Origin of the sequence: Paenarthrobacter nicotinovorans, from assembly GCF_007670255.1 — a bacterium.
Taxonomy (GTDB): domain Bacteria; phylum Actinomycetota; class Actinomycetes; order Actinomycetales; family Micrococcaceae; genus Arthrobacter; species Arthrobacter nicotinovorans_B.
Map to the genome: position 1 here is coordinate 1 of NZ_SZVS01000007.1, position 20,648 is coordinate 20,648.

20 protein-coding genes are annotated in these 20,648 nt (G+C 63.5%); 8 read left to right on the forward strand and 12 right to left on the reverse strand.

What is annotated here, in order from left to right; all coding sequences use genetic code 11:
* Window positions 1–132: 132 nt before the first annotated feature.
* The 7 genes from FDP28_RS11950 to FDP28_RS20555 form a co-directional block, all read right to left on the reverse strand.
* Entirely contained in the window at window positions 133–1,809 is a 1,677-nt protein-coding gene (locus FDP28_RS11950; protein ID WP_144661663.1) for a thiamine pyrophosphate-binding protein, read from the reverse strand.
* Window positions 1,806–2,597 (reverse strand): cyclase family protein, encoded by a 792-nt coding sequence (locus FDP28_RS11955; RefSeq protein ID WP_144661664.1) that lies wholly within the window; start codon window positions 2,595–2,597, stop codon window positions 1,806–1,808. Before FDP28_RS11955 ends, FDP28_RS11950 begins: the two co-directional genes overlap by 4 nt.
* A gap of 7 nt (window positions 2,598–2,604) precedes the next feature.
* A complete protein-coding gene (locus tag FDP28_RS11960) occupies window positions 2,605–4,233 on the reverse strand; it encodes a phytoene desaturase family protein (RefSeq protein ID WP_144661665.1) in 1,629 nt (542 codons plus the stop codon).
* Window positions 4,234–4,248: 15 nt separating this feature from the next.
* Window positions 4,249–6,003: a flavin reductase gene (locus FDP28_RS11965; RefSeq protein WP_144661666.1), complete on the reverse strand. Its 1,755-nt coding sequence runs from the start codon at window positions 6,001–6,003 to the stop codon at window positions 4,249–4,251.
* Between the two features lie 26 nt (window positions 6,004–6,029).
* The gene (locus FDP28_RS11970) at window positions 6,030–7,271 is read right to left on the reverse strand and encodes a styrene monooxygenase/indole monooxygenase family protein (RefSeq protein WP_144661667.1); all 1,242 of its coding nucleotides are present in this window, start codon (window positions 7,269–7,271) and stop codon (window positions 6,030–6,032) included.
* 33 nt (window positions 7,272–7,304) lie between these two features.
* Complete coding sequence (locus tag FDP28_RS11975) at window positions 7,305–8,093, reverse strand: SDR family oxidoreductase (RefSeq protein WP_144661668.1); 789 nt, start codon at window positions 8,091–8,093, stop codon at window positions 7,305–7,307.
* A 115-nt stretch (window positions 8,094–8,208) separates the two neighbouring features.
* The gene (locus FDP28_RS20555; protein WP_186313612.1) at window positions 8,209–8,367 is read right to left on the reverse strand and encodes a hypothetical protein; all 159 of its coding nucleotides are present in this window, start codon (window positions 8,365–8,367) and stop codon (window positions 8,209–8,211) included.
* Window positions 8,368–8,530: 163 nt separating this feature from the next.
* Between FDP28_RS20555 and FDP28_RS11980 the strand changes: the two genes are divergently transcribed.
* Window positions 8,531–9,496, forward strand: a complete 966-nt coding sequence (locus FDP28_RS11980) for an AraC family transcriptional regulator (RefSeq protein ID WP_144661669.1) — start codon at window positions 8,531–8,533, stop codon at window positions 9,494–9,496.
* A 66-nt stretch (window positions 9,497–9,562) separates the two neighbouring features.
* Here the strand turns inward: FDP28_RS11980 and FDP28_RS11985 are convergent, their stop codons facing one another.
* From FDP28_RS11985 to FDP28_RS11995, 3 genes are all read right to left on the reverse strand, one after another.
* A complete protein-coding gene (locus FDP28_RS11985) occupies window positions 9,563–10,423 on the reverse strand; it encodes a Fic family protein (protein ID WP_186313613.1) in 861 nt (286 codons plus the stop codon).
* Window positions 10,424–10,634: 211 nt separating this feature from the next.
* On the reverse strand, window positions 10,635–11,336 hold the full coding sequence (locus FDP28_RS11990) for a FadR/GntR family transcriptional regulator (RefSeq protein ID WP_144661671.1): 702 nt from the start codon (window positions 11,334–11,336) through the stop codon (window positions 10,635–10,637).
* A 70-nt stretch (window positions 11,337–11,406) separates the two neighbouring features.
* Entirely contained in the window at window positions 11,407–12,210 is an 804-nt protein-coding gene (locus FDP28_RS11995) for an alpha/beta fold hydrolase (RefSeq protein ID WP_144661672.1), read from the reverse strand.
* A gap of 127 nt (window positions 12,211–12,337) precedes the next feature.
* Between FDP28_RS11995 and FDP28_RS12000 the strand changes: the two genes are divergently transcribed.
* The 5 genes from FDP28_RS12000 (at window position 12,338) to FDP28_RS12020 (ending at window position 17,625) form a co-directional block, all read left to right on the forward strand.
* Window positions 12,338–13,822: a four-carbon acid sugar kinase family protein gene (locus FDP28_RS12000; protein ID WP_144661673.1), complete on the forward strand. Its 1,485-nt coding sequence runs from the start codon at window positions 12,338–12,340 to the stop codon at window positions 13,820–13,822.
* A gap of 17 nt (window positions 13,823–13,839) precedes the next feature.
* A complete protein-coding gene (locus tag FDP28_RS12005; protein WP_144661674.1) occupies window positions 13,840–14,745 on the forward strand; it encodes an NAD(P)-dependent oxidoreductase in 906 nt (301 codons plus the stop codon).
* Window positions 14,746–14,858: 113 nt separating this feature from the next.
* Window positions 14,859–16,325, forward strand: a complete 1,467-nt coding sequence (locus tag FDP28_RS12010; RefSeq protein WP_144661675.1) for a GntP family transporter — start codon at window positions 14,859–14,861, stop codon at window positions 16,323–16,325.
* Window positions 16,325–17,200 (forward strand): class II fructose-bisphosphate aldolase, encoded by an 876-nt coding sequence (locus FDP28_RS12015; RefSeq protein ID WP_144661676.1) that lies wholly within the window; start codon window positions 16,325–16,327, stop codon window positions 17,198–17,200. Before FDP28_RS12010 ends, FDP28_RS12015 begins: the two co-directional genes overlap by 1 nt.
* Window positions 17,201–17,238: 38 nt before the next feature.
* Complete coding sequence (locus tag FDP28_RS12020; protein WP_144661677.1) at window positions 17,239–17,625, forward strand: DUF1304 domain-containing protein; 387 nt, start codon at window positions 17,239–17,241, stop codon at window positions 17,623–17,625.
* Window positions 17,626–17,694: 69 nt separating this feature from the next.
* Here the strand turns inward: FDP28_RS12020 and FDP28_RS12025 are convergent, their stop codons facing one another.
* Window positions 17,695–18,114 (reverse strand): VOC family protein, encoded by a 420-nt coding sequence (locus FDP28_RS12025; RefSeq protein WP_144661678.1) that lies wholly within the window; start codon window positions 18,112–18,114, stop codon window positions 17,695–17,697.
* A gap of 180 nt (window positions 18,115–18,294) precedes the next feature.
* Here FDP28_RS12025 and FDP28_RS12030 point away from each other — a divergent pair, with 180 nt between their 5' ends.
* Both FDP28_RS12030 and FDP28_RS12035 read left to right on the forward strand, forming a co-directional pair.
* Entirely contained in the window at window positions 18,295–19,638 is a 1,344-nt protein-coding gene (locus tag FDP28_RS12030; protein ID WP_144661679.1) for an acyltransferase family protein, read from the forward strand.
* Entirely contained in the window at window positions 19,635–19,997 is a 363-nt protein-coding gene (locus tag FDP28_RS12035) for a GNAT family N-acetyltransferase (RefSeq protein WP_144661680.1), read from the forward strand. The genes FDP28_RS12030 and FDP28_RS12035 overlap by 4 nt, the downstream gene beginning before the upstream one ends.
* Window positions 19,998–20,007: 10 nt before the next feature.
* Here the strand turns inward: FDP28_RS12035 and FDP28_RS12040 are convergent, their stop codons facing one another.
* The gene (locus FDP28_RS12040; RefSeq protein WP_186313614.1) at window positions 20,008–20,409 is read right to left on the reverse strand and encodes a hypothetical protein; all 402 of its coding nucleotides are present in this window, start codon (window positions 20,407–20,409) and stop codon (window positions 20,008–20,010) included.
* Window positions 20,410–20,648 lie beyond the last annotated feature (239 nt).

The window sequence follows — 20,648 nt, forward strand, 5'->3', positions numbered from 1 at the left end:
TGTCCACGATGTCCTGAGACAGAGTGTCTACGAAGTCATGAGACAGAACTGTCCATTAAGTCATGAGACTCCACAGTCGCAGTGCGTGCTCGTAGCGACACGTGCTGTCCCCTAGTTTGGGGGGCCCAGCACTTAGTGGCCCTGGAACGCCTCAGCCAGCCACCACGAACCGCCGTCGGAGGCGATTTTTGCGTCGATGACCAAGGGGCGGTCCTGGGTTCCGGCGTCGTAGGCCTCGAGCCAAGGTTTGATGGCGGCAAGGTCGGCCACCGAACGCACAGTCACTCCATCGGCACCGAATCCCCGGGCGATCGCAGCAATGTCGGTATCGGGGAAGACGACGCTGGCGAGGTCCTGCCCGGAATGCTGCCCGGCGAAGTGGTGCACTTCGGCTCCGTAGGCGGCGTCGTTGTAGACAATGCACACCAGGGGCAGCTTCATCCGGACGGCGGTTTCGAGCTCGCTGATGCCCATGAGGAACCCGCCATCACCCGCACCCAGCACCGGCAACCGGCCCGGTTGTGCAACAGCGGCGCCGATCGCCGTGTACAGCCCCAGCCCGATTGCCTGGAAAGCCTGCGTGAAGCAGAAGCCGAATTCGTCCGGCACGGCGAGGTACTGGCTGGGGTAGCCCATGAAGTTCCCGGAATCGACGGACACGATCCGTTCGGCCGGCAGCAGGGTATCCAGTTCACGGGTCAGCACGCGCGGATCAATGGACCGCGCCGTGGACAGGTCGGGCGTTTCGACATCCCGCCACCGCGAGCCTCCCTTGATGGCGAGGGCGTTGGCTTCCGTGCGGTACTTTTCCGCGGGCTCAGGCTGTGAACTGCGCAGAACGGCCAAAGCATCGACGGCGGTCAGCCCCGAATCGCCCAGAACGCCCAGCGAGATGGGCCGGTTGGCTCCCAGCGATGAGTCCTCCACATCCACCTGGACCACTGCCGTACCGGCCGAAATGAGCCGCCCGTGCCGCATGGTCCACATGTTCAGAGTGCATCCCCATCCCACAATCAGGTCCGCGCCGCTGATCAGCTCCGCGGTGAGGGGAGATGAGAATCCACCGGAAATACCGAGGTTGTGCGGGTCGCCGTTGAAAAGCCCGCTCGCCACGGCAGAGGTAGCTACCAGTGCCCCTGCGTGCTGCGCCAGGGCCAGGATTTCGTTGCGCGCGCCACGGCCACCCCGTCCTGCGACGAACACGGGCCGCTCCGCGGCGGCAATCAAGGCCACCAGCTTGTGAACTGCCGCCGGATCGGGCCTCGTCACCGACGGTTGAGGTACGACGACGGCGTCCACCTCGTCTGCGGCGGTGGCACTTTGGATGTCCAACGGCAAGCTGAGCACCACTGTGCGCCGTTCGTTCACCGCCGTCCTGAAAGCTCGGACGGTATCGGCGACGGCTGTCGCGGGGGAGTGGATCCGTTCGGCCACCGCGCCGACACTGCGGGCCAAGGCATCCTGGTCGATCTTGAAGTTGGACCTGGTGGCCGCGGCCTGGGTGTCGGCGGTCAGCACGATCATGGGTGTCCGGCTTTTCGCCGCTTCACCAACCCCGGTGATGGCGTTGGTGAGTCCGCATCCTTGGTGGGTGGTGACCACGCCGACCTTGCCGGACATTCGACCGTAGGCATCGGCCATGGTTGCTGCGCCGCCTTCGTGCCGGGCCGCGGTGAACGGGATTCCTTCGGCCATGAGGGTGCTGGTGACATCGAAATTGCCGGACCCCACCACGCCGAAAACATGTCCGACACCCAGCGCAGCCAGCGTTCTGCCGACCAGGGTGGAAACGCGTATGTCCGCACTCATGAACCCTCCACCGCACCCTTTTCCACCAACGCGTAAACACGGCTCGGGCTGCCGGTGCCGCCCACGATGGGCAGGGGAGCCACCACCAGCGTGGCACCCGTAACGGGGAGCCGGTCCACGTTCCGCAGGGACGTCACGCCGTACTTGTCCGCTCCAAGCAGGAACGAGTGGACGGGGAACATCGGATCCAGCGATCCGGCCTGCCCGGCGTCGATCCCCACGGTTTCCACGCCAAAACCACTGATCGAAGCGTTTCCGGCAAGCCACTTGGCACCTGCCGCAGAGACCCCGGGAGTGTGGGGTCCGGCGTCGTCCGCGTTGACGAAAGCCGCAGCGTCCGCGCCGCGGGCCGCCCAACCGGTCCGGAAAATGATCCAACAGTTCTCAGGGAACAACCCATGTTCGGACTGCCACTGCTCAAAGTGCTCGGGCTCCAGCAGGAAGTCGGGGTTCTCAGCGGTTTCGGTGGTTTTGTCGATGACCACCAACGGCCCCACCAGACGGTGTGGCTCGATCTGGTCCACTGACTTGCCGTCCTTGCCGGTAATCCAGTGCACGGGGGCATCCAGGTGCGTCCCGGCGTGTTCGCCCACGGTGACGTCGTTCCACGCCCACGCCGGACCGGCGTCGTCGAAATTGCTTACCGGGGAGACTGAGAGCCCCACCGTGTTGGCGAACGGCTGCGGCAGATTCAGGATGGGCGTCTCGGAACTCAAGGGAGTGGTGAGGTCGATGATTTCCACCGAACCATTCGAAAGGGCTGCTGTGAGCCCGGCCAGAACAGACATTGTTCTCCTATCGCTTGCGTGGTGTCAGTGCTGCTTGAATACGGGAAAAACGTGAAGGCGGCGAGGTGAGCTTCTGCGCCACCAAGTGCCCCGAACCGCCGGAGAGCCCGGGGCCGGGGTGGGTTGAGGCGCCGATATGCCAGAGGCCTTGGATGGCCGTTTGATGACCGGCGGCCTCCGGGAAGGGCCGCCACAGCAGATTCTGGAAGAGCTCGGCAGAGCCTCCGTAGGGATCGCCGTTCACAGCGTTGGGATTGATGGAGGCAAGGTCCGTCGGAGCCAGAATGTCAGAGGCCAGGACACTCGCGCGCGTCCCGGGGGCGAACTGTTCCAGTCGGGACAGGACCCGTTCCAGATAGCCTTTTTTCAGTCCCTCATCCCAGCCGTTGGCCACGTCCAGCTCACCGGCGGCGTCGCCCACGGGCATGAACGGCGCTTCCTGAAGCTGCAGCCAGAGTGTCGCTTTGCCCTCCGGCGCACGGGAAGGATCCAGCACGTACTGTTGCCCCACCACCACAGTAGGCTCAGCAGGCACGAGCCCGGCCTCTGCCTGGGCGCAGGCGATGCCCGTGCTGTCCGAACCGTTGCTGATGTGGATCAGCGGCACCTGGTCCAGGCGGGAGTCCAACCAGGCCACGGGCTTGTCCAACGCGAGGTGGATCTGCATGGCCCCGCGGCCGTTTTGGTACCTGCCCGCTGCTTCGGCGAGGCCTGCGGGAGCGTTGGGGAGCAGCCGGGTATAGAGAGCTTGCGGTGAAACATTGGCCAAAACGGTGGTCGCGGAGACAACGCCCTCGGAGGTCCGGACGCCGGTCACAGAACCGGATGTGCAGAGGACCTCCTGGGCCTCTGTACCCAGCATGATCCGGACGCCGTTGTCTTCCAGCAGGGATTGGAACGCCTCAACAAAGCGGGAAGCGCCACCTTTCACTACCGGCAGCCCAAACCCGTGCATGCTCATTGCCATCACGGGCAGCATCACGCCACCTGTCGCCTGGTCAGGGCCCAACCCCGCATGCAGGAGCCACGCAGACCACAGCTGATCCGTTTCCCAACCGTCAAAGCGGCTGCGGAGGTAGTTTCGGCCGCTCATGAGTGAGTCCCGGATGAAGGCTTCATTGGCCTTGATCTTGCCGGTTCGCAGCGCTCCGAAAGCGAGCTTTGCCAAGTCCGGGAACGAACGCAGTTCCGCGCCGAAAGCCCCGAACACAGTTGCCGCATGCTTGCCCAGATCATCCAGCATGGCGAGGTACGCTGCCCGGTCACGGGGCTCAGTGAATGCTGCCGCCGTCTCCGCCGGATCCCGGTGGGCAATGGCCACCCTTTGTTCTCCAGTGGCAGGGTCCAGAGCGACCGCGGCGGTTACAGGGCCGGAGGTATTGCAGTACTCCAGGCCCCTCGCGTGCAGTTCCTTGCCCAACACCCCGTAGGCGCCCCCGGATACAAACAATGGGTGCCAGGAAGAGAAGGTGTCGTGGATGAAGCCCGGCAGGGTCCGCTCCGAGGATTCGATGAAGCCACCCAAACGGTCTGCACGCTCAATGAGGCACACCCGCTTTCCCTTCAGGGCGAACTCGGCTGCTGCGACCAGCGAGTTGATGCCCGAGCCGATGATTGCGACGTCAACGGAGTCCATGCGGTGCCGTTCCTTTCAGAAGTCGGGGTGGCTGGCAGTGGCGTGGTACTTGCCGCCGTGGAACACCAGGGGAGCACCGCCGTCGTGCTTGTAGCTTTCCACCTCACCGACGTAGATGACGTGATCCCCGGCGTCATGTCGCGAGACGGTACGGCACTGGAAGGTCGCGACCGCGCCGTCCAACAGCGGAACTCCGGCGATGCCTTCGGTAGTTTCCGCGCCCGCGAACTTGTCGGTCGCCGGTGTGGCGAACTGCCGGGACAACACGTGCTGGTCGCTGGCGAGGATGTTGATGGCGAAGTGTGTGGCTTCCTCGAAGTCGACAAGGCTGGGTGCGCGTTTGCTGGGGCACCACAGGACCAGGGGCGGTTCCATGGAGACGGACGTGAAGGAGTTCGCCGTCATTCCCACTTTCCGGCCGTCCGCCGAGACGGTGGTGACCACGGTGACGCCGGTGGCGAATTGCCCCAGCGCACTCCTGAAGTCGCGGACGTCGAAGGAGGAGGTGTCTTCTTCCTTCCTGGCCTGCATGAAGTCGGCGGCAGCGGTGGAGTCGAACCACCACGGGTACGAGGTTCGCGGGTCGTCGAAGCCGTTCACGATGCCCGCCGCCAGAGCCGGATGTTCCGCCGCTTCGCTGAGGAGCGTCTTCTGGTGGTCCCGACGAGGCTTCAACAGGTCATTGGTCCATTCCACGGCCCACTGTCCCCACCCGCGCCAGAACTCGTCGAAGGTGCGCTCCATCCACTGGCGGTCGAACGGTTGCTGGCCGCGGCGGACAATCGAGTCAAGGTAGTACTTGGCTGCGAGGGTTGCGTTGTTGGAGCCCTGCCCCGTGAGGGGATCGTTGAGGACGACCGCGTCACCCAGGCCGAACACCAGCTTTCCGTTGCCGAGTTCCCCGACGGCGGACCTCACGGTTGGCGTAATGCGCCCCAGGAGCGTGGCGCCGTCGTCGGTCAGTTCCGCCCCGGCGAAGTTCTCCGCCTCGTGCGGGAAATGCTCGCGCAGGATTTCCAAGGAACGCTCGAGTTGCTCCTGCGGACTTCCGACGTCGGTCCAACGGTCCATGGGGCCGCCCACCACGCCCTCGAACACCATCATGCGGCAGGGGCCGGACACCGTCAGTCCGGGGAAGGTAAAGAATTCGCCGACGCCGGGGGCCATGGACATGCGGATGGGGTCGCCGGCAGTGCCTGTGCCGTCCGCGCCGGTGCCGGCGGCAGCAGCGGCGTCGGGCTTGACGTAATTCAGGGCCAGGACGCGCTGCGGGCGGTCGAACGGCGACTTGGCCTTATCCCGCGGGAAGATCTGGCCGATTTCGCCCTTACCGGTGCTCACGATGACAAGTTCGTAGTCCCGTGCGAGCTCCTCAAGCATGCGCGCAGTGACCTTCTCGATGCGGAAGTCGCCCCCGGCCGCAACGAAGGTCTCGATCCACAAGGCGCTCTTGATCCGCTGGTCGATGGAGCGGGCGGGGCCATCGAGTGGTGCTTCCCACTCAATGGGCTGTTCGGCCTGCACCCGAATCCGGATGGAACCAATGGCCGGTACCGATCCTGATTCGTAGTATTCCGTGAGCGCCGTACCCAGCTGGGCCTCGGCGTCCAGCGCTGTGGAGAACATGCATTGGCTGGACATGACCTTCCCTGCGCGGATTTGGGCGGCGGAACGGTCGGACAGCAGCGTCACCGCGTACCCCTCCCGTTGCAGGCCCAGTGCCAGTTGGGCGCCGGATTCGCCGGCTCCGATGATTGCTATTTTTCGCATCGTAAGTCCTTTTTAGCAGGGCTGTGCTAGGAAACTTTGGCGGCAGCCAAGTCCGCCAGGTAGTTGGCCGCTTTGTCCGGGTACATGAACCAGTCCTGGAACTCCGGTGGGTGGTTGAAACCGTTGGCGAAGCGGTGGGCGATGTCGGGTTCGCTGCCGGCGGCGCCCAGGAGTTCAAGGACGTGGGGTGGCGGCGGAGCCAGCAGGGCATTCGTCCAATGGGCAACGTGCTGTGCGTAGTCCCAGTAGCGCTCAAAGGTGGCCTGCATGAACTCTGCGTCGTAGACCCGGTCGCCCTGCTGGATGATGCTGTCCAGGTACGACGCCGCGCATTTGCTTGCGTTGTTCGAGCCCTGTCCGGTGATGGGGTCGTTCAACACCACGACGTCGGCCAAGCCCAGTACCTGCGCGCCGCTGGGCAGGGTGGCAATGGGGTGGCGAACGGTGGGGGCGAAGCGGCCCTGAAGCACGCCGTTGGGGTCGGTCAGTTCAACGTCTTTGGCGCGTTCTGCTTCCCACGGCAGGAAGGTCTTGAGGATGTTCTTGGAATTCTCCAGGTGCTCGTCGGGGGAGAGGCCCTTCCAGGAATCCATGGGTCCGCCGGGCACGCCCTCAAAGACCATGATTTCGCAAGGGCCGGTGGTGGTGAGTGCCGGGAAGACGAAGTACTCGCCAACGCCGGGGATGAGGTTGAACGAGACCGCCGAGTACTCCTCGCGCGGCGTCAGGCCCTTTACGTACGTCAGCGCCAGGGCGCGCTGGGGAGCGTCATAGGTGCTGCGTTCGGCGTCGCGCGTAAAGAGTTGCGCGATCTCGCCCTTGCCAGCGGCAACAATGACCAGGTCTGAATTGCGGGCGTATTTCTCCAGCTCCTCGACGCCAGCGTCCTCGAACACCAGCTCACCTCCACGGGCGGTGAACTCCTCCATGAACCGGGGAAACTTCACCCGCTGATCGATGGACTTGGCGTGGTGGTCCAGGCGTGATGCCCAGCTGATGGCCTTCTCACCGGGAAGCTCCGGATGCGGGATTGTGAGGGAGATCCCATCTACCGTGGGCGCGTCCGGCCAGAAGTCCAGCCCCAGTGCCCGTTCATGTTCCAACGCGTTGTGGAAGATGCATTGGCTGGAGGCGACTTTGCCCCCGGCAATTTCCTCGGGCGTCCGGTTGGAGATGGTGGTGACCTGGTAGCCGGCGTCGAGCAGGCCGATTCCCAGCTGGAGGCCGGATTGCCCGGCGCCCACGATCGTGATGTGGCGTTGCGTCATGGTGTTCTCTTTCCTTTTCGGGTGGCGTTGGGGTCAGTTGGCGGCGAGCAGGGGGATGGTTTCTTCGGCGCGCTCCGGGCCCAAGGCGGAATAGCCGCCGTCGACCGCCCAATCGGCGCCCGTCACGAAACTCGCCTGGTCGCTGGCGAGGAACGCGACGACGTCGCCCACCTCGTGGGGGCGTCCGACGCGGCCCAAAGCGTGGAACGGTGCCGCAACGGAGTCCGTTTTTTCCAGGCTTCCGTTGCTGAGGGAGTCCATGATGTTGCTCCAGACCCAGCCCGGGCTGACTGAATTCACGCGGATGCCGTCGGCAGCGAAGTCCACGGCCATGCTCCGGGTGACCTGCACCAGCGCGGCCTTGCTGGCGGGATAGAGCCAGCGTCCCGTTTGGGCCACCGAGCTGGAGATCGAGGTGAAGTTGATGATGGCACCGTGGCCGGACTTTGCCAGGTACGGGCGGGCCGCGTTGCTGGCCATGACTGCGCTGACCAGGTTGACGTTCAGTGCGTCCAGCCAATCCCTGCGTCCGGAAGCTGCGCCTGCGTCGTTGTAGCTGCAGGCCAGGTTGACCAGGATGTCGAGGCCGCCGTGTTCCTCCACGGTACGCGTCATCAGCGCGTTGACGGCGTCGTCGTCGGTGATGTCCGTGTGGGAGAACGTGACGCGTTCGCCCAGCCCGGCGGTGACGGAACCGCCGTCGGGGTCTATGTCGGCAACAACGACGGCGGCACCGGCGTCCCGCAGCGCCGTCACCACGCCCTGGCCCACCTTGGTGACGCCGCCGGTGACGATTGCTGTCCTGCCGTGAAGTCCTGACATGGCCATACCTTCCTTCTGTGGGATGTTGTTACGGAAATATGACGTGCGTCATATTTACTCTGGAAGTGACTCTAGGGAGTCCCGCGGCGTCCGGACTATCCAATTAGCGCAGGGACTATCCGTTGTGCGCAGCGTCCTCGTCCTCCTGATGCCAGCCGGCCCACGGCGAATGAGTCACCAGGGTGTCCTTTTTCTGCAGTTCTGCTGCCCACAGTTCGAAGTGGTTCCGGTCCCATTCGTCCCGGCGGTCGTGCACGAGCTTGATGTTCTTCACTTGTTCCCACCTCCCTTCTGCGTTGTTTCGGTGGTGTGAGCTGCGTCATACTTGTCCTGAAAGCGACTCTAGACAGCCGCTGCACTCCGGAATATCCAGTTGGCGCGGGGAACATCCGAAAGGCGAAAAGCTGCGAAAACCCAGGTAAAGCAGGTGGTTGAAAGTGCGGATTCTTCCTCGGGATGTCCTGCGGGGTCGGCCAACAACGGCCACAACCGACGTGGATGAAGCGCATGCCAGGATCGCTGAATTGTTCTGTGGGCATGAGCTGGCTCCCCGCACCCGCAAGTCGACCGTGAACATGAAGCTCCGGTCGTTGCACCGCGGGGACGTGGGTATCGAATTCCTTGACTACGGTGGGGACGTCAGGATTAATCCGGAGGGTTTGCAGGACTTCCACCTGGTCCAGATTCCGTTGGCCGGCCAGGCTTCCATGCAGGTGGGAGCCACCACGGTGGAGTCCAGCCCGACGCTGGCCAGCGTGCCGCCGATCGACCGGCCGTTTTCCATGAGCTGGGACATCGGCAGTCCGCACTTGATTGTCTATGTCCGCCGGAAGGCTCTTGAGCGTGTCGCCTACCAACTCAACGGAACCGCTCCAGGCGAGTTGGGCTACGGCATGGACCTTGCAACCGCCGCCGGCCGCGCATTCCTGAGGTCCGTCGTCGAACTTCATGACGACCTGATCAGCCAGCCGCAGTCCGAATCCCCGGCTTTCGTTCAGGGTTTGCTGGCGGACAGCATGATGTCGCGGCTCTTGATGGCCCTTGAACCCGCCTCTGAGGTGGTGCCGGATGGCGACAAGGAAAGCCGCCTGGTCCGGGACTGCCGCGAGCTGCTGGAGCGGCACGCCTCCGAAGAACTGACGGTGCCGGATATCGCGGAACGGCTCGGCGTCTCGGTCCGCACCCTGCAAACCGCGCTTCGGGCCGAAACCGGAGCGACGCCGTCGGACCTGCTCAGGAGCATCCGCCTGGACCGGGCGCGTGAGATGCTGCTCGAAGCAAATCCCCGCGAGCAAAGCGTTACGGCGGTCGCCGAGTTGTGCGGTTTTACGCACCAGGGGCGGTTCTCGGCCCTGTACCTGAAGACTTTCGGGGAGCTGCCGTCGGAGAGCCTGCGGCGGTGAGGGGTGCTGTGGAGGTGCACTATTGTGCGTTTGAATGCACAATAATGCTCCTGGACGACCCGCAGTTCATATTGAATCGCGAAGGATGCGAGGCAAGAATCCCAGCTGATCCAATTCACGCACCAAGAGCGGTGTAAGTTCGCTGGGTGCGAGCCGGAGCCGATATGACCTCTTTCCCTCCGCCACGGGTTCAATCACGCCGCGGTCCAAGAGTTTGCGGATATCCTGGCTGCGCGTCGCGACTGAACCCGTGAATGCTGAACTGAGGTCTGCGGCCTTCACTTCAACTTTCCGGGCGATGATTCTCAATGCAAGGGCTTCTTCGCTTGTGAAGCGCGATGACGCGAGCCCTCTTTCGATCGCGGGGATTAGGAGACCCTCCGTGACGAAATCCCTGTTGCCGAGCTTCACCAACCTTCTGAGGTCTGTCAGCAGTCCTTCCAGGACATACGTCGACCAGCGGATCAGGGAATCGGTTTTGAGGGAGTCGGCGTCTTCAAGTCGTTCGTAGTACAGATCGCGATTCTCGCCAAAAACCGCCGTTGGGTTCAGGGCCCGGTATCCGCCGACATCGGAGAACCCTTGCCGTCGCATCGCCGCGTATGTCAGTAGTCTGCCAACGCGCCCGTTGCCATTCCCGAAAGGATGAATCCACACGAACCGATGGTGGGCGAGCGCAATCTTGAGGAGCTCGTAGTTCTGATCGACATCTGCATTGATGAAGTCGAGGAGAGCTGTCATGTCACCATGCACGCTCCCTGGCGGCGGAGGTCGATGAGACGAGCCGCTGATAGTCACATCGGCGAGTCTGTATGCACCAGGAGTGCGGTCCCCTTCGCGCTCCAGGCCAGTTACGGAGATGCGGTGGAGCTCACGGACAAACCCATGAGTCAGTATCGTTCCTCGCTCCCTCTCCCAAATCTGCACGAATCCGTTCAAGTTGGATGATGGCTTTTGCGAGCGGAGAGCTAAAGGGGAACTCTGGGAACTCAAGTGGTCTCATGAGCAGAATTTCGGAGACAGTTGGTAACAATTAAGTGCATGGGCTGATTCTGCCCTAAAAATCAGCACTTTAGGCCGTTCGCACCCGAGCAGGATTTAAATCCGCTGCCCCCAACAATTAAGTGACTCGGACTCACTACGCCTCCAGCACGTACGTCTTCAGGTCATCCAGCGTCTGCTGCATATGGGCATCCATGGCCAACCGGGCTTCGTTGGGATTCCGGGACTCAAGGGCGGCGGCGATCTTCCTGTGGTGCCCGATGGCGTGCGCCTGGATCTCCGGGAACGCCGAGGTCTCCGCCCGGCGCGCCTCGAGCACCCGGTGCAGGGGCTCAAAGAGGACCGCCACGAAGACATTGCCGGACGCGTGGAGAATCACGTCATGGAAGGCAAGGTCCGCTTCCACGAAGCCGGCGAGGTCGTTGACTTCATGTGAGGACTGCATCTTGTCGACGTGCTCGTTGAGCGTGCGGAGTTCGTCGTCGGAGATGCGTTCCGCAGCCAGTTCGCACGCGCCGGTCTCGAGCATCCGGCGAAGCTCGATCAACTGGACCGCCGCAGCGGCATCTTTGGTGCCCTCCGATGCTGCGCGGAGCACTGCTTCAAGCGATGCCCACTGGTTCAGCGGGTTCACAAACGTTCCACGGCCACGCTCAACGCTGAGGATCCGTTGTGCTTCCAGGGTCTTCATGGCCTCACGCACGGTCATCCGGCTCACCTCGTGCTTTGCGCTGAGTTCCAGTTCTCCTGGAACCACCGTGCCGGGCGGGAATTCCCCCGCGATGATCCGGTCCAGCAACTCATCAGCTACGACGCCGACCAGCGACTTGCGTGCCATGTATCCCCACTCCTGTATTCCCGCCCATCATGTGCCCGCGTAACCCCGGGCGGGATGGATGTCAGACATCTTACGCTGGCGATGGCCGGTTGCTTCTCCAAAACTCCTGCAACGTTTCGGCGCATTGCTGAGGTTGTTCCCGGAGGACGCTGTGACCGGCCGTCGGGATCGCCCTGAGGATCCTCCCCGGCCCGGCGTCCACAAAGGCGGACATTTGGTCCATCGACCGTATCCGGTCTTCTGTTCCGGCCAGCACCAGCAGTGGCGCGTGAACCCGCCCGGGTATTGAAGGGTCGACACCGGTCATGGCCGCCTTGCCGCTCGGGCCCAACACCTCGAAAGGTACGTCAAACCCACGGCTGAGCAGTTCTTCCTCCCGTCGGGGCAGCGTTCCGTACCAAGCCTTCATGCAGCGTTCCTTGGTTTCCCCATCGATGAAGCCCTGCTTCCATTGTGACTCCAGTAGCGATCGGAAACCGTCGTTGGGAGGTGCCGGGACCATGCCAACCAGCGTCACGGTTGCCGCCAACTCCGGATAATTGGCGGCCAGTGTCAGGGCTACGCTGCCGCCCAGCGAGTGTCCGACGAGATGGACGGGCACGCTGCGCGTGGCATCAAGGGTGGCAGCCACGGAGGCGGCCGCTGAGTCCAGGCTCCACTGAAACTCCGGCGGAAGGATCTCCCCTGGATGGTACCCGGGCAGGTCCACGATCCAGACCGGTGTCCCGGCGTCGAGCAGCTTTTCCGCCAGAGGTTCCCAATAGGCAGAAGTGGATGCCCAGCCGTGGATCAGGACGGCAGGAACGGCCTCACCTGCGGAAACACATGGCTCGCGAATATCCACGAACGATAGCGGGTTCATGCTCTCTGCCATGCCCCCAGCCTAGTGACGGGCGTCTCCTTGCGCAGTGCGAATGCGTATGTCACACTGATTCAAATGTTAGATGTCTGACATCTGACATTCATAAACCGCAGCAGAGATTTTCACAATGGAGTGCACAGTGATCCTTGAAGCCGACGTTCTGGCCGCCTTCCCGGCGGAGGTCCGGATTCCCGCCCAGCTCGTGGCCGACGCCGTTGCCGCGTCCTCGTCGAGCAGCCCCCGCATCCTGGTGGTCCTCGACGACGACCCCACGGGCACCCAGTCCGTTGCAGATCTCGCTGTCCTGACCAGTTGGGACGTAGCCGACTTCGCCTGGGCCTTTGGCCACATCCAGGACAACAACACCAAGCCAGCCGTCTACGTACTGACCAACACACGCAGCCTTGACCCCGCAGAGGCTGCGGCGCGGAACGAGGAAATCGTCCGCAACGCGCTCGCCGCTGCCGCGGATGGCCTGCGCCTGGGTTTCGTCAGCCGCAGCGATTCCACCCTCCGGGGGCACTACCCGCTGGAGCCGGACACCATTGCCGCCACCGTCGCCGCCGAAACCGGCGAGGCCACTGATGGCGTCGTGATCGTTCCGGCGTTCCCCGACGCCGGACGCGTCACCATCGGCGGCGTGCACTACATGCGTGGCGACGCCGGCACCCTCACCCCGGTGGCCGAGACGGAATTCGCCAAGGATGCCAGCTTCGGGTTCGCCAACTCCGAGTTGGCCCTTTACGTGGAGGAAAAGTCGCAGGGACGATACCCGGCAAACGAGGTCATCGTCCTGGACCTCAACATCATCCGTGCCGGCGCTGCAGCAAACGACCCCGCCATCTCCGCCAAAGCGATCGCCGACGCCATCGAGTCCGCCACCGATTCCACCCCGATCGTGGCCGACATTGTCACGGAAAACGACTTCCGCGCCCTCGCTCTGGGCTTGGAAGAAGCGGAACGCCGCGGCAAGAAGCTCCTGTACCGCGTGGGTCCCCCGTTCGTCCGGGGCCGCATCGGCCAAGACATCCGCCAGGCCCTGACGGGAGATGAAGCCTTCGCCGGCAACACCCCCTCCACAGCCGGTGGACTGATCGTTGTCGGCTCCCACGTTGGCGTGACCACCCGCCAGCTCAACGACCTCACCTCCCAGCACGGCTCGGCCCGGACCATCGAAATCGACGTCGAGAAGCTTCTGGCCGGCGAGGCGGAAGCCGAGGGCTACATCGCAACTGTTGTGTCCGACGTCGTCGACGCCCTCCGCCAAGGTGATGTCATCGTCCACACCAGCCGCCTCCTCATCAAGACCGACGACCCAGCAGCGAGCCTGAAGATTGCCCGCACCGTCTCCGCCGCCGTCGTGGCTGTCGTGAACCGTACGCTCAAGACCTTCCCGCCACGGTTCGTCATTGCCAAGGGCGGCATCACGTCCTCGGACGTAGCAGCGCACGGCCTGGAAATCCGGCACGGAATCGTTCGGGGACCCATGCTGCCGGGCATCGTCTCGCTGTGGGAGCCGGTTGACGGGCCCGCGAAGGGCATTCCCTACATCGTCTTTGCCGGCAACGTCGGCGACGACCAATCACTGACCCAGGTCACCCGCAAACTCAGCGCCACTTTCTAGATTCAACGGAGAACACCATGACTACCAGCAGCAACTACACTGTCACCGTCCTCGGCCTGGGTGCCATGGGACTGCCCATGGCCACGCGGCTCGCGTCCGAGGTCACCGTCCACGGCTTCGATATCGCCGAGGCACGCCTCGATCTCGCCGCCGCGGCCGGCATCAAGACGTTCGCTTCCGCCCGCGAAGCCTCCCAGGATGCGGATGCGCTGCTTCTGGCCGTCCGCAACGGCGAACAGCTCAACGACGTCCTCTTTGGTGAAAACGGCGTGGCACCCGTCCTGAAGCCGGGCGCCGTCGTGATCCTCGGAAGCACTGTCGGTACGGAAGCCATCCCGGCCACAGTCGCCAAACTGGCCGAGTATGGCGTTTCACTCGTTGACGCTCCGCTGTCCGGCGGCCCCAAGCGCGCGGGCGAAGGCGATCTCCTCATCGTCGTGGGCGCCGAACCGGAGGCCCTGGAAAAGGCCCGTCCCGCCCTGGAACTGCTGGCTTCCACCCTCACCATCGTGGGAGACAAGCCCGGCGACGGCCAGGCGCTCAAGACGGTCAACCAGCTGCTGTGCGGCGTCCACATCGCCGCAGCCGCTGAAGCCCTGGCACTCGCCGATGCCCTCGGACTCGACCAAGCCAAGACCCTGGCAGCCCTTGAAGCCGGAGCGGCCGGTTCCTTTATGCTCTCCAACCGGGGCCCGCGTATCCTTGAGGCCTACGACGAAGAAGGCGCCGAAGTCCTCAGCCGCCTGGACATCTTCGTCAAGGACATGGGAATCGTGGGCAAGGCTACCCGTGCCGCCGGACTCGCCGCGCCCGTTGCCGCTGCCGCAGAACAGCTTTACCTCCTCGGGCAGGCCCAAGGCCTCGCCGCCGCTGACGACTCTGCCGTCATCAAGGTTGTAGCGCCCGCCAAGCGCACCGCCTAAACAACTCAGCCCACCCCAGAACGCGCGACGACGGCGATCCCCCCCTTCGTCGTCGCCGCCACCTCCCGCCGGTCTGCTCACCGGACCGGTTCGTCAAAGGAGACACCGCCCCAATGAATCCCCTCGTCAACCCGCTTCTGGTCGGGGCCGCTGACGCCCCCGCCATCAAGCCCGCAGTGGAACTGGGAACACCCCTTCTGCTGACCATCGCAGCGGCAGGCATCGCCTTGTTGCTGGTGTTGATCATCCGCTTCAAGATCCAGGCATTTGTTGCCTTGCTCGCCGTCAGTATCCTGGTGGGTGTTGCCGCGCAGATCCCGCTCAAGGACATCTTTACCGTGGTCACCAACGGCGTGGGCAGCACCATGGGCAAGGTGGCGTTGCTCATTGCCCTCGGCGCCATCCTGGGCCGGATGATCGAGGTCTCCGGCGGCGTGCAGTCGTTGGCGACCCACTTCACCGAGAAGCTCGGTGCCAAGCGCGTAGCTGTGGCCCTCACCGCCGTCGGCTTCCTCGTCGCGATCCCGGTGTTCTTCGAGGTCGGCGTCATCGTCTTGGTCCCGATCGTTTACGCCTTCGCCAAGATTGCCAAGGTCCACCCGATCAAGTTCGGCCTGCCCATGGCCGGCATCATGCTCTCGATCCACGTCGCAGTCCCGCCGCACCCGGGCATCGTTGCAGGCGCCGGCGTATTCGGCGCCGACATCGGACTCATCACGCTCATCTCGCTGATCATCTGTGTGCCCCTCGGTTTCCTGTCCTACTGGGTTGCCAGCATCATGAACCGCAAGGATTACGAACTGCTCCCCGGCGTCAAGGCCCAAGTTGAGGAGTTCGGCTCCGATTCCCTGGTGCACGTTGGACACGATGGCCCCGGTGCCCGCGCTGTTGCTCCGCCGCGTCCGGGCCTGATCATGTTCCTGATCGCCGCTCCGATTGTCCAGATTCTCCTCGGAACGGTGGGTACGCTCACCATTGCCAAGGACAACTACTGGTACGGCGTTGCCTCTTTCATCGGAAACCCGTTCTTCGCGCTGCTCGTCGCTGTGGCCCTGTCCTTCTTCCTGTTGGCTGTCCGCCGGCACTGGTCGCTGAAGGAAACCGGCGAGATCTTCGAAGGCGCCCTCCCGCCCATCGCTTCCATCCTGATGGTGGTCGCGGCCGGTGGTGTGTTTGGTGAGGTCCTCCGTACGTCCGGAATCGGTGCGGCACTGTCGCACACCTTGGACAGCCTCGGCCTTCCGGTGATCGTGCTCGGCTTCATCATTTCGCTCGCCCTGCGCGCTGCCCAGGGTTCCGCCACCGTCGCCATCGTCACGACGACGGGCCTGCTCACCTCTGCCGTCATGGAAGGCGGCTACTCGCCCGCCCAGATCGCGGTGATCGTCATCGCCATCGGCTTCGGCGCACTGGGCCTGTCCCACGTCACCGACGCAGGCTTCTGGACCGTGATCCGCTACTACGGCCTCACGGTGTCCGACGGCCTCAAGACCTGGACCGTCCTCACCACCATCCTGGGCCTGGCGGGCTTCGTTCTTACTTACGTCGCCTGGATCCTGGTGGGAGGCCTGGCACACTGATGCGAGCTTCCTTGGACAAGCTTGTTGGCTCCGCCCTGGCTTCCGGATCGGCTGTTCCCGCGTTCACTTGCTACGACTTCACGACAGCTTTGGCCGTCGTGTCCGCAGCGGAGGAAGCCGGGCATGGCGTGATCCTGTTGGTGGCTCCGAAGACGGCTTCCACCCGGAACGGACTGCGACTCATTTCCGCCCTCCGAGGTCTGGCTGACTCCGCCGCCGTTCCGGTATCAGTCCAGTTGGACCACGCTTCGGACGTGTCCGTGATTCTTGCTTCCGTGGATGCTGGAGCTGATGCCGTGCTGGCAGATGGCTCCTCGCTTGCCTACGCGGACAACATCGCCCTGGTCCGTGAAGTCCGAGCCGCGCTGGACGCGGCCGGCCATGCCGACGTCGTAATTGAAGCGGAACTTGGTGGCCTTGCGGGCGATGAGGACAAAGCGTTCGGCACCTCCGCGGAAGAGCCCGACGCCGGTCCCGCCGTCACGGGGCTGACGGACCCTGCACAGGTGGCTGATTTCGTTGAACGCACCGGCGCGCAATTGCTCGCGGTCGCGGTGGGGAACGTGCACGGGAAGTACAAGGGCGAGCCCAACATCCGCTGGGACGTGCTGCGGGAGATCGCCGCACGGACGGAGGTTCCGCTGGTGCTCCACGGTGCCTCCGGCATCCCTGCCGCGGAGTTGGCCAAGTCACCTTCCCTGAACGTTGGCAAAGTGAACTTCAACACTGAGTTAAGGACCGGGATCCTGTCCACGCTGGAGTCCGAAACGGCAACCTTCCGTGCGGACGGCGAGAATCTGCAAGGATTGCTGGCCCGCTGGAACGGTTCCGCTGCGGCCTTCGCAGGCGCCACGCTGGAGCTGCTCAGGGCCTGACGCACAGCCCGGGAATACAGGGAGGCTAGGATCAAGACATGATCCTGGCCTCCCTGATTTTTGCCCTGATTGCGGCCCTGCTCCACGTCTACATCTTCACCATGGAGTCCATCACCTGGACCCAGCCAAAGACATGGAAGACGTTCAGCATCACCTCCCAGGCTGACGCCGAAACTACCAAACCGCTTGCCTATAACCAGGGCTTCTACAACCTGTTCCTCGCTATTGGAGCGCTCGTTGGCATCATCGCGGTGTGGGCAGGCTCCCCGCAGGTGGGCTGGACCCTCGTCTTCAGTTCATGCGGGTCCATGCTTCTTGCCGCACTGGTCCTGGCGGCGAGTGGCAAAAAGTACCTCCGCGCGGCGGCCATCCAGGGCACGACGCCGCTGCTCGCCGTCGTGCTTGGAATCCTCGCCCTCGTTTAAAAGCAACGCGGGGTCACTTATGGCCCATGTTTCCTTCCAACATCGGCCATAAGTGACCCCGCGCTGTCCTTAGTGCTCCGGCGGGCCCGCCTGGGCTGCGGCCTCGTCCATCCACAGCACTTCCCAATGGTGGCCGTCGAGATCCATGAATGCACGGCTGTACATGAAGCCAAGATCCTGTGCTTCGTAGGTTTCCGAGCCTCCCGCTTCGAGGGCCTTGGTGGCCAGCTCATCCACCGCTTCACGGCTGTCGGCTGAAATGGCGACGATGGCCGCCGTCGAGTTCTTGGTATCCGCGATCGGCTGCTTGGTGAACTGGCTGAATTTGTCGTGGGTCAGCAGCATGGCGTAGATCGTGTCGCTGAAGACCACGCAAGCCGCGGTTTCGTCGGTGAAGTTCGGGTTGATGGCGTAACCGAGCGCTGTGTAGAAAGCCTTGGATGCTTCGAGGTCGCTCACGGGCAGATTCAGGAAAATGGACGTAGTCATGCGTCTGATCCTGCCGGTGTTTGGACGTTCCGTCCAGAGTTCCGCGCGCGTCTGTGGATGAAGCAGGACCCGGCCAGCCTTCTGGCCCGATCCGCCCGCCTGGGCGGACAATGGAGTCAGCATGTGGGAGTCAACACCCGGGGGAGCCTGCCCTCGGGTGCCTGCCTGGTAGGGAGAGCCATGAAGCGGGAGGCGTTTCCTGTAGTCGGCCCAACGGCTGCGCAGAGGGATCCGGCGATCGACCTTGTCCGCTTCACCTGCCTGCTCCTGGTGGTGGTTGCCCATTGCATGATGGTGAGTCCAGTCCTCCACAAGGACGGCACCGTGGAGACGCGCAACGTGCTGATGGAGCAGGCGTGGTTCACCCCGGTGCTGTGGGTGTTGATGATCGTTCCCCTGTTCTTTGTGCTGGGCGGCGTTACCGGTCTCCAGTCGTGGCGGCGCTTGAAGGCTGCCGGTGGAACCGGGTTCGATTTCGCCCAGCTGCGGCTTCTCCGGCTGGTCCGTCCCGCCATGGCCTTGCTTGCTGTCATGTGGGGAGGCTTATGGATCGCATTGCTGCTTGGTGTCCACCCGCAAGTTATCCAGCTGATGACTACCGGAGCCGCCATGCCTCTGTGGTTCCTGGCCGCGTACCTCACCGCCCAGCTCAGCATCCCTCTCATGGCCAGGTTCCATGAACGAGCGCCGCTGCTGACGTTTGTGTTACTGCTCATTGCGGTCATCACCATCGATTCCCTCCGCGGCACCATCCCAGTGCTCGCGTTCACCAACATGATCTTTGTGTGGTGCGCCGTCCAAGAGCTTGGCTTCATGAAAGCTGACGGCTTTTTCGAGGACCGCAGCCGTACATGGCTGGTGGGTACCATCGTTTCCAGCAATCTCGTGTTGGGGCTTGTCGCAGGCGTTGGCGTGTATGCGGGGAACATGGTGGTGAACATCAATCCGCCCAATCTGTGCTTGGTCTTGTTGGGCATCTCCCAGACCGCCACGCTGCAACTTCTGACCCCGGGTACGCGGTGGCTGGGCGAAGTCCGGTGGATCCGCGCAGTGATTGCCGTGGCAGGGCGCCGCTCGATGACCGTGTATTTGTGGCATCTTCCCGCATTGGTTGGCATGTCCGGGCTGCTGTTGCTCACCGATGTGCCGAAGCCGCTGCCCGAATCAGCTGATTGGTGGTGGGCGCGCATACCCGTTTTTCTAGCCGTCGTTGCGCTGCTCGTGCCTGTGGTGCTGCTCTTCGGCAGGCTTGAGGATCGTCCCATGGCAGCCAGCCACGCGCGTGGCCCGGCCCGGGCGGCAGTGGTGACGGCCGCCGTCGTGGTCTTTGTGCCGGTGACGGACGCGGCCCTGAACGGGCTGACGCTTGCCTTGCTGGGTGGGGGAGCGGCCTGCTTCGCGCTGTCCGTTCTGCTGCTGGGCCGGGTCCCGACGCCGGTGCTGTCGCCGGCTGAAGCGGCACCGGCGGAGGTGCGGGGCGTTACGTTGCCAGCGCACGATTTACGTGCAAACCTCGAGTCATGACCGAGAATACCGATTCACTGGCCGAGTCGTTCCGCCCTGGTGTTACCACCCTCCGGAACGACAAATTTCACCGTTACGAGCTTCATGTGGACGGGGAATTGGCGGTGATTTCTCAGTTCATGGACAAGCCCGGGCACATCGATTTCATCCACACTGAGACAAAGCCCCAGTTCAAGGGACAGGGCCTGGCCAACGTTCTGGCCCACTTTGCCCTGGATGACGTCGTGGCATCCGGAAAACGCATCATTCCGCACTGCCCCTTCATCGCCGGCTACCTGAAAAGGCATGAGGGCTACGAGCAGGACGTCGATTGGCCCAAGGAGAAGCCCCCGGTCGAATCAGAATCTGGTAACAACTAGCCGCCCGGAATCAGTCTCCTCGAACGCCCGGGGAAGATGGTTTCCGGCGCGGCGAAACCGACGTGACGATCGTGGAGCTCCAGAAGCCCAGTCCTGGGCGTGTCGGAGGGGTCGGCAAGGTGGGACGTGCGCCCGTAAGCGCCACCATGGCGTCGTGTTCGTCGAGAACTTCCTGGCCGAGGCACCATGCCCTGACCTGCATCGCACTCACGAGGCTTCCCCCGTGGACGTGGTCGGCCTCTGTGACTCGATACGAGAAACTGCGCATCACGCCTTCGCCGGGAGCCAACGAGCCAACAGACAGGTGGCGGCGGTCCGGGCTGGAAGTGTAGGCGAGGGTTTCCATGGCCTCATTGGTGAAGGACCGTGGAATAAGTCGAATGTTACGAAGATGACAGGTGGACTCATTCATGATCCAGGCTGTGAAGATTACCGTCTCTCCGGGGACGGCCGTTGGTTTGTCTGCGCCATGGACCAACGTGATGCATTTCCCTTGGCCGCCCAAGGACCTGCAACCGTAGAGCCGGCAGCCGGAAACCGGTGTTGGCGCACTTTGCGCCCGTCTTGCCGCTTCTTTGCGCGTTGAGCCGACCCCTCGCGCCAAGGAGGACCGCCCCTTGAAAGCTGTGACTGCCCGGGCTGGGACCGGGT